The organism is Nocardiopsis sp. NPDC058631, from assembly GCF_042716955.1.
Taxonomy (GTDB): domain Bacteria; phylum Actinomycetota; class Actinomycetes; order Streptosporangiales; family Streptosporangiaceae; genus Nocardiopsis.
Window position 1 is genome coordinate 1 of the sequence record NZ_JBHXQY010000088.1, and the last position, 13236, is coordinate 13236.

Here is a 13236-nt window from a genome sequence, read left to right on the forward strand (position 1 = left end):
GACGTGCGTCCCCCCGGGGCCCTGCCGTGTGCCCGTTCCGCCGGAGGTGCGGGACGATTCGGGGCGGTCCCGGAACTTCCCTGACATGCGTGCCGTTGTCTGAGCGTCAATGCCTATGTGTCGTTCGATAGCCGAACGTAGAACGGTTTCCGTTTTGTGATCGACGGGCTAGGCTCGCTCTACAGGCACCGCACGCGCGCCACGCGTCGGAGTTCGTTCCCGGGGCGGGAAGGCCCCTCCCCCGTCGTCCCGCACACCGAGACCGCGCCGCTCCAGGCCAGCCCGGCGAACCCTGTGCACCGCCGGCGGAGACGCAGACCGGCCCCGCACGGTCGGATATCCCCCAAAGACAACAGGAGCGTTGTGGTGACTCCCGCCAAGCCGAACGCACGCCGCCTTGTCGGCGCAGGCGTCCTGTTCGCCGCGCTCGGCGCGATCGGTCCCGCGTCCGTCCTCCCCACCGCCGCCGCCTCCACGACCCCCATGCTCTGGGGGAACGCCCAGGCCTGGGTCGCCGACGGCGACATCGTCACCGGCTACTCCACCGCCGTCAGCTTCGGCGGCGAGACCGAGGCCAGCGCCACCACCGAGGACCTCTTCGGTCCGATGGCCGCCTACGTGGAGATCGACGGCGAGAGCCACACCCTCGTCGACGGCCAGGGCGCCCGCGCCTCCGCCACGGTCGACACCGCCACCTTCCGTATGGGTATCGCCGACCTCGTCGCCCACGGGATGGTCGACGTCCCGCCGGGGGTGGAGCCGGCCGAGCCCTCCGCGGACCCGGAAGAGGAGACGCCCCAGGAGGGGGACACCCCCTTCCACGAGGAGCCCAGTCCCGACGCCACGGGAGAGGGACGCGTGCCCGGCGATGCGGACGGGGAGGGTGAACAGCCCCAGGAACCGGAGAAGAGCCCGGAGGAGCCCGCCGACCGGCCCGTGGAGACGCCGGAGCAGTCCCCGAGCGGGGACGACGATGTCATCGTCCTGGACGAGAGCACCTCCGACACGGTCGCCGCCGACGACAACGCCGTGGAGTTCACCCTCACCGACGTGGCCACCACGGCGAGCGCCGACTACGGCGGATCGACCGAGGCGACGTTCGAGCACGGCGACCTGACCGCGTTCGGAGTCCCGGTGGGCCCGGTGGGAACGGACGGGGTCGTCGTGGAGGACGTCCTCGAACTGTTCGACGAGAAGGGTGACGTGGCCCTGACGGTGCCCGTGAGCGTGCGCTTCGTCGTCAACGAGACGACCTTCGAGGACGAGGACGCCGACTGGGAGGGCATGGGCGTCCGCAGCTGGATGACCGCGTGGATCCAGGTGGGGGACGCCGAGGAGGAACAGCGGTTCGCTGTGGACTTCGCCGACTCGTGGGCACTCGGCTCCACCTACGCGGCGAGCGCGCCTGCCGTACCCGGTGACAAGGGGGAGGCCGCCGAGGAGGAGGCCGCCAGGTCCGACAACCGCCTGGCGACCACCGGAAGCTCACTGGCCGGGCTGATCACGGCCGCCGTGGTGGCGGTGGGCGGTGGCGCCGCCGCGACCTTCCTCGCCCGCAAGCGCACCACCGCCATGGATGACCAGATCGGGGACTGAGCCCCGTCGGCCGGACCCCCGGCCGCACTTTCGCCGTCCGGCCTCGCACCCCGGGGCCGGACGATGGCGGGGCGCGGGCGACCTCCCCGCGCCCCCAGTATGTAACGAAATGATAACCCCCATGGGCCCCGCCCCACCTGGCGGGCGGCCCACAGCCCCTCTTTCAGTGCTCCACGTTTTGGCAGGTCAGAGCCGAATGTGAACAGCACGTTCACGTTTGCCCGGTGATCACGGGGCCGGATACAACGGGTCAGTCGCACGGGTCGCCTCCGGCCCGGCCGAAATCCGGGCGGCACCTGACCCGAGGGGGAAGCGATGACCGTGCTGGTGACCGGCGCGACGGGGAACGTGGGCAGGCTCGTGGTCCGACGGCTGCACGACGCGGGCCTCCCCGTCCGCGCGATGACCCGGACGTCCCTGCACCCGGACCTGCCCCGGGCGGTCGAGGTGGTCCACGGGGACCTCGCCTTTCCGGACACCCTCACCGACGCCCTGCGCGGCGTCGACCGGCTCTACCTCTTCCCCGTCCCCGGGGCCGCCTCCGAGGTCGTCAGGCGCGCCGTGGAGGCCGGGGTGCGCCGCATCGTCACCCTCTCCTCCGCCGCTGTCACGGGCGGGTACGACACCGACTTCCACCTGCCCGTCGAACAGGCCGTGGAGAGCTCCGGGGTCGAGTGGACACACGTCCGACCCGGCGAGTTCGCGCTCAACAAGCTGTGGCTCTGGGGCCCCTCCATCCGTACCGGGAACATCGTCCGCGACCCGGAGCCGGAGGCGGCCTGGTACCCCACGCACGAGGCCGATATCGCCGATGTCGCGGTGGCGGCCCTCCTCGGGGACGGGCACGCCGGCACGGCCCACACCTTCGGCGGGCCCGAGCTGATCAGCCACCGCGAGCAGGTCGAGGCGATCTCCCGGGCCCTCGGCCGCGAGATCCGCTTCGAGGTGGTCACCCCGGAGGAGGCCCGTGAGCACTACCGCGCGCAGGGCGGGTTCGCGGCCGACAACGCCGACATGCTGCTGGGGTTCACGGACTACTCCGGAGGCGACGCCGACGCCGACACCTGGGCCGAAGCGGCCGAGCCGACCGGGCCCGACGGTGCTCCCGCCACTGCGAGCGAGGTCACCGGGCGGCCCGCCCGCACCTTCGCGGAGTGGGCACGGGACCACGCCGACGACTTCCGCTGAGCGGGGAGCGGTCTTTGCCCGCCCCGCGCCGATCCGCTGTCCGGCACGGCCCCTGGCGTGGGCGGCCCGCGCCGATCCGGGTCGGGTCCGGCGGAGAACCGGGGAGGGGCGTGCGGTACCCCTACGGACCGTACCCGAGGGCAGCACGGTGTCGGCGGACCCCGTGGGCCCCCTGTCTTCCAGACAACCCCACCGTCGTCGGCGGCGCCACCACTGTCCACAGCCTGTGGACAACTTGCGCGTCCTCGCGGAGGACCGGGGCGGGTGTGCGCGGAGAGTCACGAACCGGAGGGGGTCGTTGCGCCCGCTCAGGGGCGGAACAGGGGCCTCGGCGGGCCCGGAGCGGGCCGGGGAAGGTACGGACAAGGCGGGCGGGCCTCCCTCAGGGGAGACCCGCCCACGAATCGTCTCAGCCTCTGTCAGTAGCCGGTGTGCGTCGGCCGTTCCCCCCGGAATCGGCACAGACCGGGGGAGATCACTCCGTACGCTGGCTGGGGATTCCGGCCAGCAGGGCACGGACCTCGGTCTCGCGGTAGCGGCGGTGTCCGCCCAAGGTGCGGATCGAGGTCAGCTTGCCCGCCTTGGCCCAGCGTGTCACGGTCTTGGGGTCCACACGGAACATGGTGGCAACCTCGGCGGGGGTCAACAGGGGCTCCGCCTCGGGCGTGCGAGTTGACATGTGTACGGCCTCTCCTCCTGGATCTGTGTGCCGATCCTTGAGCCTTAATCCTGGCACTTGGCCCGGATGTGCAATATTTGCACTACGTCTATATTGGCATCACCCGAGGTGATTGCGCGACCACTCCAAGCAACTTTGCACGTGGGAGGCCAACGAAAACCGCCCGTGGCCGCGTCACGCTAAGTGATTCTAGCGACACGTTTAGTGGCATGTGGCGTATTCGGTCAAAACTTCGTTCTCCGGCCTCGTTTTTCTCTATCCGGAGTTCCCGAAGTGCTACGGAAGCCTGGCCGAAACCCGGCGTCCGAGTCCGGCGCCCGGGATCGGGGTCCCCGGTCGGCCGCCGCGCGGAGGGAAGTGGCGTGCGTCGGTGGATGCGGGCTCCGCGGGAGTCGACTGGTGGGTCGGCTCGCGTGGATTCCCTGCGTGACAAGGGTTTTCTCGTTACTCAGAGTGCACTCGGTGATCGACTGGCTACAGTCTATGCTGATCCCTATCGGGCGTTATGCCCAGTTTCACGACGCTTGATGTCGTGCACAGGCGACATCAGGACCCGCGCCTTTGTCACGTGCGAAAAAGCGATCCGACACGTCGAGAAACCTGGTGTACCAGGTTGGTGTCCGGCGTGGCGTGCCCGCCTGGGCCGCCTCGGATGACGACAGGGCGCCGTCCGCTGTCCACGAAACCCTGGGCCACCCATGACCCTCAGTTGGCGTGCTGGAGGGCGCGGACCGACCTCCAGCGCCGGGTGAGCCGCTCCCGCAGCTCCAGCACGCGTTTTCCGTCGCCCTTGGCCAGCGCCTCCACCGCCCCCGCGACCTCGGCGACCGACCGGTCCTCGCTGAGGTGGTCGTCGCTGAGCAGGTGGGGCAGGCCGCCGTAGTCCAGTTCCAGCAGGGACTCGGGGTGCGCTGTCAGGGAGAGCCAGTCGACCAGGTGCTCGGTGGAGGCGGACACCGCGTGCTCGCCGATGTGCTCCCTCAGGACCGCCGCGGTGTGCTCCAGCCGCCGTTTGGCCAGGGACGTCCGCGTCAGGTACAGGAGTGTGCGCGTGGAGTTCGCCGACAGGACCAGGCACCGCTCCTGGCCCTCGAAGGGCACGAACCACGGCACCGGGATGGTCCAGTTGCTCGACAGGATGCCGGGACGCAGCGTTCCGCCGGAGTCGCGCCACTTCCGGTAGCCCTCCTCGGCCCGCTCCGCCTCGGGCTCGGGCACGAACACCTCGCACAGGGCCGTCGGCATCGATCCGCTGAACTCCGCGAAGGCCCGCCACGACCGCAGCCGTGTCTGCCACGGGCACACGTACAGGCGCTCGTCCACACGGCGGAGGTAGGCGTCCCGGCTCTCCTCCTCCGGCGCCGCCGACGGTGGGGTCGTGAGCAGGCGGTTCAGGCTCTCCTCGTGCTCCGCCGCCAGCGCGTTGATCCGACGGGGTCTGCCGGGCGACGACGCGTAGACCTCCCAGTACCTGCGGTCGCGTGGGGGGAAGGCGTCGATCGGCTGGTAGACACGGAGGTAGGCGGTGTAGGGCAGCACGATCGAATCGTGGCACATATCGTTGCGTGTGGCACTCACCTCCGGAACGTCCGGCGGGCAGGCGATCCGCGCGCGCACCACATCCGTCACACCCGGGTGGCGTAGGCACGACGGGGGCCGACCAGGTACGGTTGTGTGTGTACGTAAGCTGACGCCTGTCGTCAGTCGCGTTTGACGGCCGTCAGCCCGATAGTGCGGGTTAGTAAGTGATCTCGGGTTCGTCGGAACCCAATCGTTGAGGGGGTCGAGCCAATGGGGCGCGGCCGAGCCAAGGCCAAGCAGCAGAAGGTCGCCCGGAAGCTCAAGTACAGCTCCGGTGGGACCGACCTTGATCGGCTGCGGTCGGAGCTGGGTGTCGCTGAGGACGAGGGGTCTCCCTCCGGGCCGTTGGGGCCGGACGAGCCTCACACGGATTCTCAGGACGATCTGGTCGACCGTTACGCGGATCTTGCCGACAAGTACTCGGACTCCGACAAGTAGTACGGAGTGCGCCGAGACTTCTGGTCGCTCGGGACGACAACCGCTGACCTGTAGCGGTTACGGCTTGCCCGTGGGGAAGCCGTCGCGGACAGGTGGATATAGCCGGTGCGAACCACTGTGGTGGTTCGCACCGGCTATGTTCGCGTCCGTTTCTCACGCGTCCCGGTACTCACCGGTCAGGGCGGACTGCCCGGAACCGGTCGTCACCGTGCCCAGCCTCCAGGCCGGGACACCGCGGTCCGCGAGGACCTCCATGGCGCGTACGGCGTCGTCCGCCGCGACGATGGCCACCATGCCCACACCCATGTTGAACGTGGCCTCCATGTCCTCGCGGCTCACGCCGCCCTTGTCGGCCAGGTAGCCGAACACGGGGGCGGGTGCCCAGGTGGAGCGGTCCAGTTCGGCGTCCAGGTGGTCGGGCAGGGACCGGGACAGGTTCGCCGCCAGTCCGCCACCGGTGATGTGCGAGTAGGCGTGCACCTCCACCGCCCCGGTCAGCGCGACGCAGTCCTTGGCGTACACCCGGGTCGGGGTGAGCAGGACCTCCCCCAGGACCCCGCCCAGCTCGGGCACGTGCGCGAACAGGTCCAGGTCCGCCCGGTCCACGATGTGCCGGACCAGCGAGTAGCCGTTGGAGTGGGGGCCCGAGGAGGCCATCGCGATCACCGCGTCGCCCTCGCGGACCCGCGCCTGGCCGAGGATCGAGTCACCCTCGACCACACCGGTGCCCGCGCCGGCCAGGTCGTACTCACCGGGCTCCATGGCGCCCGGGTGCTCGGCGGTCTCCCCGCCGATCAGCGAGCAGCCCGCCTGGTGGCAGCCCTCCGCGATGCCGCCGACGATCTCGGCGATGCGCTCGGGGACCACGGCGCCGCAGGCCACGTAGTCCGTCATGAACAGTGGCTCGGCGCCGCTCACCACCAGGTCGTCGACGACCATGCCGACCAGGTCGATGCCGATCGTGTCGTGCTTGTCCATCTGCTGGGCGAGCATGACCTTGGTGCCCACGCCGTCGGTGGAGGTCGCCAGGACCGGGTCCTTGTACTTGCCGACGTCCAGTCGGAACAGGCCCGCGAAGCCGCTGGCGTCGGTGACCTGCTCCGGCCTGCGGGTGCGCGCCACGTGGCGCTTCATCAGGTCGACGGCGCGCTCACCGGCGGCGATGTCGACGCCCGCGGCCGCGTACGCGCCCGTCGCCCCTGTGCTGTCGGCTGCCACGCGAGATCTCCTCGTGCTGTGTTGCGGTGGTTGTGCTGCTCCGCGGCCCGTCTCCGGGCACGGCGGAGCGAACGCACGGCGGGCCGGACCGGCCCGCCGTGCGGTGGTTACTTGTCGCTGGTCGCCAGCGTCGAACCCTCCGGGGTCCCACAGGACTTCTCCAGCAGGAACTTGCCCCTGGAATCGGCGTCGACCTCGATGGGGTACACCCCGTCGAAGCAGGCCCGGCACAGCTCGTTCTCGGGCACCTCGGAGGCCGCGACGAGCTCGTCGAGGCTGACGTAGGCGAGGGAGTCGGCGTTCACCGACGCGGCGATCTCGTCCACGCTGAGGTTCGCCGCGATGAGCTCGGCGCGTGTGGCGAAGTCGATGCCGTAGTAGCAGGGCCACAGGACGGGCGGGCTGGAGATGCGCACGTGCACCTCCGCGGCGCCCGCGTCGCGCAGCATCCGGACCAGGGCCCGCTGGGTGTTGCCGCGCACGATCGAGTCGTCCACGACCACCAGGCGGCGGCCCTGGATGACCTCGCGCAACGGGTTCAGCTTGAGCCGGATCCCCAGCTGGCGCAGGGTCTGGCTGGGCTGGATGAAGGTCCTGCCCACGTAGGAGTTCTTGACCAGGCCCTGGGCGAACGGGATGCCGCTGGCCTCGGCGTAGCCCACCGCGGCGGGCGTACCGGACTCCGGCACCGGGATGACCAGGTCGGCCTCCACGGGGTGCTGCCTGGCGAGCCGACGGCCCACTTCGACACGGGTGGAGTTGACGTTGCGCCCGGCGATGGTGGTGTCCGGGCGGGCCAGGTAGACGTACTCGAACAGGCAGCCCTTGCGGCGGGCCGGAGCGAAGCGGCGGGAGCGGACCCCGCGTTCGTCGATGGTGAGGAGCTCGCCCGGTTCGATCTCGCGGACGACGGTGGCGCCCACGATGTCGAGTGCGGCCGTCTCACTGGCGACGACCCAGCCGCCCGCGCCCGAGGTCTCGCCGAGGCGGCCGAGCACGAACGGGCGGATGCCCTGCGGATCGCGCGCCGCGTACAGGGTGTTCTCGTCCATGAACACCAGGGAGAAAGCACCCTTGACCTTGGGAAGCAGCTCCATGGCGGCTTCTTCCACGGAACTCCCGCGCCTGGCCTGGTCGGCCAGCAGGTTCGTCAGGACCTCGGTGTCGGTGGTCGCGCCGCGGCGGGTGTCCGGCAGCATCGCGGCCAGTTCCGGGGTGTTGATCAGGTTGCCGTTGTGGCCGAGCGCCAGACCCCCCTCACGCGCGGTGTAGAAGGTCGGCTGGGCGTTCTCCCACACCGGCGACCCGGTGGTGGAGTAACGGCAGTGGCCGATCGCGAGGTGGCCTCGCAGGGAGTCCAGGGTCGCCTCGTTGAAGACCTGGGAGACGAGCCCCATGTCCTTGTAGACGACGATCCGTTCCCCGTCGCTCAGTGCGATGCCCGCGGATTCCTGGCCGCGGTGTTGCAGAGCGTAGAGACCGAAGTAGGTGAGCTTGCTGACTTCTTCGCCGGGTGCCCAGACCCCAAATACACCGCAGGCATCCTGCGGGCCGCGTTCGAGCGGATCGAGGTCCATGGAGAGCCGGCCGTCGGAGTACGACACACCCACAGCCTAGTGCCTGCCTGTCAGCCCGGCACCACCCGGGGGAGGGGCGGACCAGAGGGGCAGGTGGCCGGACAGGTCGGAGCGGGCCCCGCTCGCCTGCACCAGATGATCGGAAACCGCCTGTTCCCAGGGGGTGTGTCCGGTCACCATGCGCAGCCAGGTGAACGGGTCGGTCTCCACGACCCCGGGCGGGGTGCCACGGGTGTGACGCGGGCCCTCGATCACCTGTACGGCTCCGTATGGGGGGACGCGCACTTCCAGGCTGTGCCCAGGCACACGGTCGGACAGCACCGCGAGGGTGCCCCTCACCGCGGCCTTGACCGCTGCCCTCAGTGGCTCCCCGGAGCGCAGTACCGCCTGCGCGCAGGCGGCGACGGCGGCCTCGTCCCCGCCCTCGAAGGGGGCCTCTCCCAGGGCGGAGAGCTGTTCGTCCAGTGACTCGCGAAGGCGCCGGGCGGCGCTCGCGCTCAGAGCGGATGGCATGGACAGAAGCCTAGGGGGCGGGAATGACGGGATTCCGGGATCATCGGGGGTGTGAACCCGGGAGGTACTTGTCATAGCGGCTGAATAGACCGAAGGTGGACATCATGGAACTCCAGCGGAGCTGTCCGCCGGTCTCCGCTCGATTGGGTGATTCCTGTCTCAGCGCACCGCTGGCCAGCGGAGGCGGGACACGGTAGCGTCCCGAACCGTTCTGGTGTCGTCGAGATTGGGAGGATTGCGACGGAACCTGCGTCCCAGGCAGTTCCATGCGCCGACGCCAGGAGATGAACGATGGGTGACCGGCCCCACGCCCACCCGTCCTCCCGCGCCCCGGCCCCCTGCCACGCTGCGCAGCCGCGCTGGACCAGCTGCCCGGCGCGCTTAACATCCACGAAGGAACACCACCGCACCATCGGGAGAACGACGTGCGCCTGCGCTTGCGCCCGCGTGATGACAGCTACTACGAGATGTTCACCGATTCGGCCAACAACCTGGTCATCGGTGCCCGCCTGCTGGTGGAGCTGATGAGTGACGGCGCCGACAGGGAGGCCATCACCGAGAAGATGCGTGCCTGCGAGCACGCGGGTGACGACGCCACCCACGCGATCATGCGCCGCCTGAACAAGAGTGCGGCGACGCCGATCCACCGGGAGGACATCTATCGGTTGGCATCGAACCTGGACGACGTCATGGACTCCATGGACGCCGCCGTCGACCTCATCGGCCTCTACGGCCTGGAGCGCCTGCCGAAGGGGATCATCGACCAGATCGAGGTGCTCGAACGCGCCGCAGAGCTGACGGCGGAGGCGATGCCCAGGCTCCGCTCCCTGGAGGACCTGACCCGGTACTGGATCGAGATCAACCAGCTGGAGAACCAGGCCGACCGCATCTACCGCAAACTCCTGGCCCACCTGTTCAGCGGGGAGTACGACGCCCTGACGGTGCTCAAGCTCAAGGACGTCATCGAGGAGCTGGAGACCGCCGCCGACGCGTTCGAGCACGTCGCGAACACGGTGGAGACCATCGTCGTCAAGAACAGCTGACCCCGCCCCTCGGGCCCGAGCCTCCCCCGTCCCCCGTCCCCCGACCTCTCGCCCCTCCGAGCTCCCGCGTACGCGCCCTCGGCCCCTCCCGTACCTCCGGAGTCCCGCTCCGACCCCTCGGCGTCCCCGGAGCGCCCGGGTACCCCGGCCCGGGGACCCCGGTGCCCGGCACCGGAGCAGGGCCGGGCACCGGCCGCTCAGGGCGTCGCCGGTACCGTGGCCCGGACCCCGCGGGAACCGGCCCCGTGCCCACCGGCACCCGCCCACGCCACCGAGCCGGTGGGCGGCCGCGGGCGCCCGATGCCGAGGAGAACCCCGTGTCCGAAGAGATCACCCCCGAACTGGCCGCCCGTGTCCTCGCCGCCCAGCCCTTCAGCGCCCTCGTGGGGGCCAGGATCGCGTCCATCACGCACGGGGCCGCCGTGCTGGAGGTGGACGTACGCGACGACCTCCTCCAGCAGAACGGCTTCGTCCACGGCGGGGTGCTGTCCTACGCCGCGGACAACGCGCTCACGTTCGCCGGGGGCAGCGTCCTGGGACCGTCGGTGCTCACCGGAGGCTTCTCCATCGAGTACCTGCGTCCGGCCCGGGGAAGGCTGCTCCGCGCCCGCGCGCACGTCCTGCAGAGCACGCGCAGGCGCGCGGTGTGCCGCTGCGACATCGTGGTGCTGGACGACACGGACGAGGAGCGGACCGTCGCCGCCGCGCAGGGCGTCATCACGCTCGTGGGCTGAGGCCCGCCCAGCAGGGCCGTCCCCGCCCCGGGGCGCCCCTTCCGCCCGGTCACCACGGTCCGGTCTCCCCGGCCCCGGGACGGGCCCGCCCCGGGGCCTCCAGGGCTACCGGGTGCTCGCGGTCGGCCGCAGGACGATCTCGTCCACGTCCACCTCCGGCGGGCACGCGACGGCGAACGCGATGGCACGCGCCACCTACGACGCCGGGATCGCCACCGCGCGGTAGGTTCTCATCGCCTCGCGCGCCACCGGGTCCGAGACGCCCGCCGCGAGCCGCCGTGCGGTCGCCTCGCCGATACCGCTGCTCGCCCCGGTGACGAGCACCGACTCGACCGTCCCGTTCACGCTTCCTCCTTGTACAGGACCAGGTGCTCGTGGTGGAGCACCCCGTCCCGGATGTCGCCCGTGGCGGTGAACCCCGTGTCGTCCACGTAGTCGATGTGGTCGCCCGTCACCGTGTAGCTACCGGTGTACGCGCTGCGCCTCGCCCCGCGTGCCTCGTCGTACCGGCCGTCCGAGCGCAGCTCCTGCCGGATATGGCCGTCAGCCGTCGTCCACACACCCACCACGTCCGGTCGCGGTTCCGCGCCCGCGGCTCCTGCGCCCCCAGTACTTGCTGCCACTGTTCCGTGCCTCCTCCGTGATCGGTCACCACGGAGTCTGCGGCGCAGCGCCCGCCGCGCACAGGACGTCTCGTGCCAGGGAGTGGCACACCCAGGCAGCCGGCCGGCCCCCGGCGTAGCCTGACCGCATGAGCGGTAACGACCTCGGAGACCTCCTGCGCGCACACCGGGCCCGGATCCGGCCGGAAGACGCGGGTGTGCCCTCCTACGGACAGCGCAGGGTTCAGGGGCTCCGACGCGAGGAGGTGGCGGTGCTCGCGGGCATGAGCAGCGACTACTACGCCCGGTTGGAGCAGGGGAGGGAACGCAATCCGTCGGCGCAGGTCCTCGACGCCGTCAGCGGCGTCCTGAGGCTCGACGACGACACCCGCGACCACCTGTACCGCCTGGCGGGCGCGGTCCCCGACGACGCGCGTCGCCGCGCGGTGGTGGAGACGGTCGCGCCGGAGCTGCGGCAGTTGCTGGACGGGTACCCGAACACGCCGGCGTTCGTGCTCAACCCCGCCCTGGACCTCCTGGCCGCCAACGCACTGGCCGAGGCGCTGTTCTCGCCGTTCGCGCGGGCGGACAACCTGGCCCGGATGGTCTTCCTCGACCCGGCCGCGCGCACCTTCCACGCGAGGTGGGAGCGGGTCGCCCGCACGACCGCGGCGAGCCTGCGCCACGCGGTGGGGCTCGATCCGCACCACCCCGGGCTCACGTCCCTGGTCAGGGAGCTGGTGGAGGGGAGCGGGGACTTCGCCGCGCTCTGGAAAACCCACACCGTGCGCGGAAAGACCAGTAACGCCAAGGAGTTCGTCCACCCGGACGTGGGGGGCCTGTCGCTGGTCTACCAGGCCTTCGACGTGCGCGGGGCCAGGGGGCAGCAGCTCGTCATCTACCACGCCGAGCCCGGGAGCCGTAGCGCGCAGGCGCTGGCGCTGCTGGGCACCAGCGACGCGACGCGGCGGCGGGCCGAGGCGTAGCAGGGCGGGAGAGGCCCCGACCGGGGCCTACAGCCCGGTGATCTCCCTGGCGGGGGAGGTGCGCCGGGACAGCAGTTCGACGACGTACTCGAAGAACCCGTCGGCGTCGATCTCCTCGACCACCGTCGCGTTGGGCTCCAGTCCGTGCACCCCCCAGGACATGGCCGAGTAGCCGCGGGTCAGCTCTCCGGCGGTCTCCACGTCCACGTGGTAGCGCCCGGAGCGGCGCACCAGGTCCGGGCGGAGCAGGACGGCCGCGGTCAGCGAGTCGGGATGGGTGGTGCCGTCGATCCCGACCTTCCGGTCGAACTCCAGCGTGGCGGAGCACACGCGGACGAAGAAGTCGGCCAGCGGTGTGCCGATCGCGGCGACGGTGTCCAGCCGCTCCTGGCCGAACACCGCCTGGCGCAGCGTCAGCGGGTCCCACGGGACCACCGTGACGTCGAAGCCCGCCTCGAAGACGGCCTTGGCGGCCTCGGGATCCACGTAGAAGTTGAACTCGGCCGCGGCCGTGATGTTGCCGCGCCCGTTGTTGGAGCCGCCCATGACGTACAGGGTGCGCACGTTGCGGACGAAGTCCGGGTCCTTGACGACCGCCATCGCGATGTTGGTCAGCGGGCCGATCGCCACCACGGACAGCTCGCCGGGGTTCTCGGCGGCCAGCCGGACCAGGGCGTCGACCGCGTGCTCGGACTCGGTCTCCAACCCGGACCGGTCCATGGCCAGCCCGCCGGACCCGTCGCCGTGGACGTTCTCCGCGTTCACCCACGCGCGTGTGAGCGGTCGGCGGCAACCCAGGTGCACGGGCACCTCGCCCAGGCGCCCGGCCACGTTGAGGGTGAGGAAGGCGTTGCGCACCTGCTGGTCGAAGCCGACGTTCCCGGCGACCATGGTGATGGCGCGCAGGTCGGCCCCGGGGTCCAGCAGCCCGACGAGGAGCGCGACGCAGTCGTCCTGCGCGGTGTCGGTGTCGATCACCAGGGGTGTGGTCACGCCTTCTTCTCCTTCGGGCCCCGTCCGGGGCGGGAACGGACAGCGGGTCGTGCTGCTCCTGAGCCGAAGCGCCCCACTATCGCCGGGC

Annotated in this window: 14 protein-coding genes; 6 read left to right on the forward strand and 8 right to left on the reverse strand. The window is 70.9% G+C overall.

Going from position 1 to position 13236, the window contains the following annotated elements; all coding sequences use genetic code 11:
* Window positions 1-366: 366 nt before the first annotated feature.
* Together ACFWTE_RS23495 and ACFWTE_RS23500 are read left to right on the forward strand one after the other, a co-directional pair.
* Window positions 367-1596: a hypothetical protein gene (locus ACFWTE_RS23495; RefSeq protein ID WP_378782024.1), complete on the forward strand. Its 1230-nt coding sequence runs from the start codon at window positions 367-369 to the stop codon at window positions 1594-1596.
* 315 nt (window positions 1597-1911) lie between these two features.
* Window positions 1912-2784 carry an NAD(P)H-binding protein gene (locus ACFWTE_RS23500; protein WP_378782025.1) on the forward strand — a complete coding sequence of 291 codons (873 nt, stop codon included), beginning with the start codon at window positions 1912-1914 and terminating at the stop codon, window positions 2782-2784.
* Between the two features lie 475 nt (window positions 2785-3259).
* Here ACFWTE_RS23500 and bldC read toward each other — a convergent pair whose 3' ends face one another.
* Window positions 3260-3463, reverse strand: a complete 204-nt coding sequence (gene bldC / locus ACFWTE_RS23505) for a developmental transcriptional regulator BldC (RefSeq protein WP_013155387.1) — start codon at window positions 3461-3463, stop codon at window positions 3260-3262.
* A 705-nt stretch (window positions 3464-4168) separates the two neighbouring features.
* Window positions 4169-5002 (reverse strand): hypothetical protein, encoded by an 834-nt coding sequence (locus ACFWTE_RS23510; protein WP_378782026.1) that lies wholly within the window; start codon window positions 5000-5002, stop codon window positions 4169-4171.
* 252 nt (window positions 5003-5254) lie between these two features.
* Here ACFWTE_RS23510 and ACFWTE_RS23515 point away from each other — a divergent pair, with 252 nt between their 5' ends.
* On the forward strand, window positions 5255-5482 hold the full coding sequence (locus ACFWTE_RS23515) for a DUF3073 domain-containing protein (RefSeq protein ID WP_378782027.1): 228 nt from the start codon (window positions 5255-5257) through the stop codon (window positions 5480-5482).
* Between the two features lie 153 nt (window positions 5483-5635).
* Here the strand turns inward: ACFWTE_RS23515 and purM are convergent, their stop codons facing one another.
* The 3 genes from purM to ACFWTE_RS23530 all read right to left on the reverse strand — a co-directional run bounded on the left by purM (window position 5636) and on the right by ACFWTE_RS23530 (window position 8790).
* Window positions 5636-6700: a phosphoribosylformylglycinamidine cyclo-ligase gene (purM, locus tag ACFWTE_RS23520; RefSeq protein ID WP_378782028.1), complete on the reverse strand. Its 1065-nt coding sequence runs from the start codon at window positions 6698-6700 to the stop codon at window positions 5636-5638.
* Window positions 6701-6807: 107 nt separating this feature from the next.
* A complete protein-coding gene (gene purF / locus ACFWTE_RS23525) occupies window positions 6808-8304 on the reverse strand; it encodes an amidophosphoribosyltransferase (protein ID WP_378782029.1) in 1497 nt (498 codons plus the stop codon).
* A gap of 9 nt (window positions 8305-8313) precedes the next feature.
* Complete coding sequence (locus ACFWTE_RS23530) at window positions 8314-8790, reverse strand: sterol carrier family protein (protein ID WP_378782030.1); 477 nt, start codon at window positions 8788-8790, stop codon at window positions 8314-8316.
* Between the two features lie 425 nt (window positions 8791-9215).
* On the opposite strand from ACFWTE_RS23530, the gene ACFWTE_RS23535 reads away from it, so the two are divergent.
* Window positions 9216-9833: a DUF47 domain-containing protein gene (locus ACFWTE_RS23535; protein WP_378782031.1), complete on the forward strand. Its 618-nt coding sequence runs from the start codon at window positions 9216-9218 to the stop codon at window positions 9831-9833.
* Window positions 9834-10150: 317 nt separating this feature from the next.
* On the forward strand, window positions 10151-10567 hold the full coding sequence (locus ACFWTE_RS23540) for a PaaI family thioesterase (protein WP_378782032.1): 417 nt from the start codon (window positions 10151-10153) through the stop codon (window positions 10565-10567).
* Between the two features lie 195 nt (window positions 10568-10762).
* On the opposite strand, the gene ACFWTE_RS23545 is transcribed toward ACFWTE_RS23540, so the two are convergent.
* Together ACFWTE_RS23545 and ACFWTE_RS23550 are read right to left on the reverse strand one after the other, a co-directional pair.
* Window positions 10763-10912 carry a hypothetical protein gene (locus ACFWTE_RS23545; protein ID WP_378782033.1) on the reverse strand — a complete coding sequence of 50 codons (150 nt, stop codon included), beginning with the start codon at window positions 10910-10912 and terminating at the stop codon, window positions 10763-10765.
* Window positions 10909-11190: an Atu4866 domain-containing protein gene (locus tag ACFWTE_RS23550; RefSeq protein ID WP_378782034.1), complete on the reverse strand. Its 282-nt coding sequence runs from the start codon at window positions 11188-11190 to the stop codon at window positions 10909-10911. Before ACFWTE_RS23550 ends, ACFWTE_RS23545 begins: the two co-directional genes overlap by 4 nt.
* 128 nt (window positions 11191-11318) lie before the next feature.
* On the opposite strand from ACFWTE_RS23550, the gene ACFWTE_RS23555 reads away from it, so the two are divergent.
* Window positions 11319-12155 carry a helix-turn-helix transcriptional regulator gene (locus ACFWTE_RS23555; protein ID WP_378782035.1) on the forward strand — a complete coding sequence of 279 codons (837 nt, stop codon included), beginning with the start codon at window positions 11319-11321 and terminating at the stop codon, window positions 12153-12155.
* Between the two features lie 27 nt (window positions 12156-12182).
* On the opposite strand, the gene ACFWTE_RS23560 is transcribed toward ACFWTE_RS23555, so the two are convergent.
* Complete coding sequence (locus tag ACFWTE_RS23560; protein ID WP_378782036.1) at window positions 12183-13148, reverse strand: nucleoside hydrolase; 966 nt, start codon at window positions 13146-13148, stop codon at window positions 12183-12185.
* Window positions 13149-13236: the final 88 nt, after the last annotated feature.

What these genes read in the sequence shown, in the direction of transcription:
- ACFWTE_RS23500 (WP_378782025.1), top strand. Translation starts at nt 1,912, where the DNA reads ATGACCGTGCTGGTGACCGGCGCGACGGGGAACGTGGGCAGGCTCGTG.
- ACFWTE_RS23515 (WP_378782027.1), top strand. Translation starts at nt 5,255, where the DNA reads ATGGGGCGCGGCCGAGCCAAGGCCAAGCAGCAGAAGGTCGCCCGGAAG.
- ACFWTE_RS23530 (WP_378782030.1), bottom strand. Translation starts at nt 8,790, where the DNA reads ATGCCATCCGCTCTGAGCGCGAGCGCCGCCCGGCGCCTTCGCGAGTCA.
- ACFWTE_RS23555 (WP_378782035.1), top strand. Translation starts at nt 11,319, where the DNA reads ATGAGCGGTAACGACCTCGGAGACCTCCTGCGCGCACACCGGGCCCGG.
- bldC (WP_013155387.1), bottom strand. Translation starts at nt 3,463, where the DNA reads ATGTCAACTCGCACGCCCGAGGCGGAGCCCCTGTTGACCCCCGCCGAG.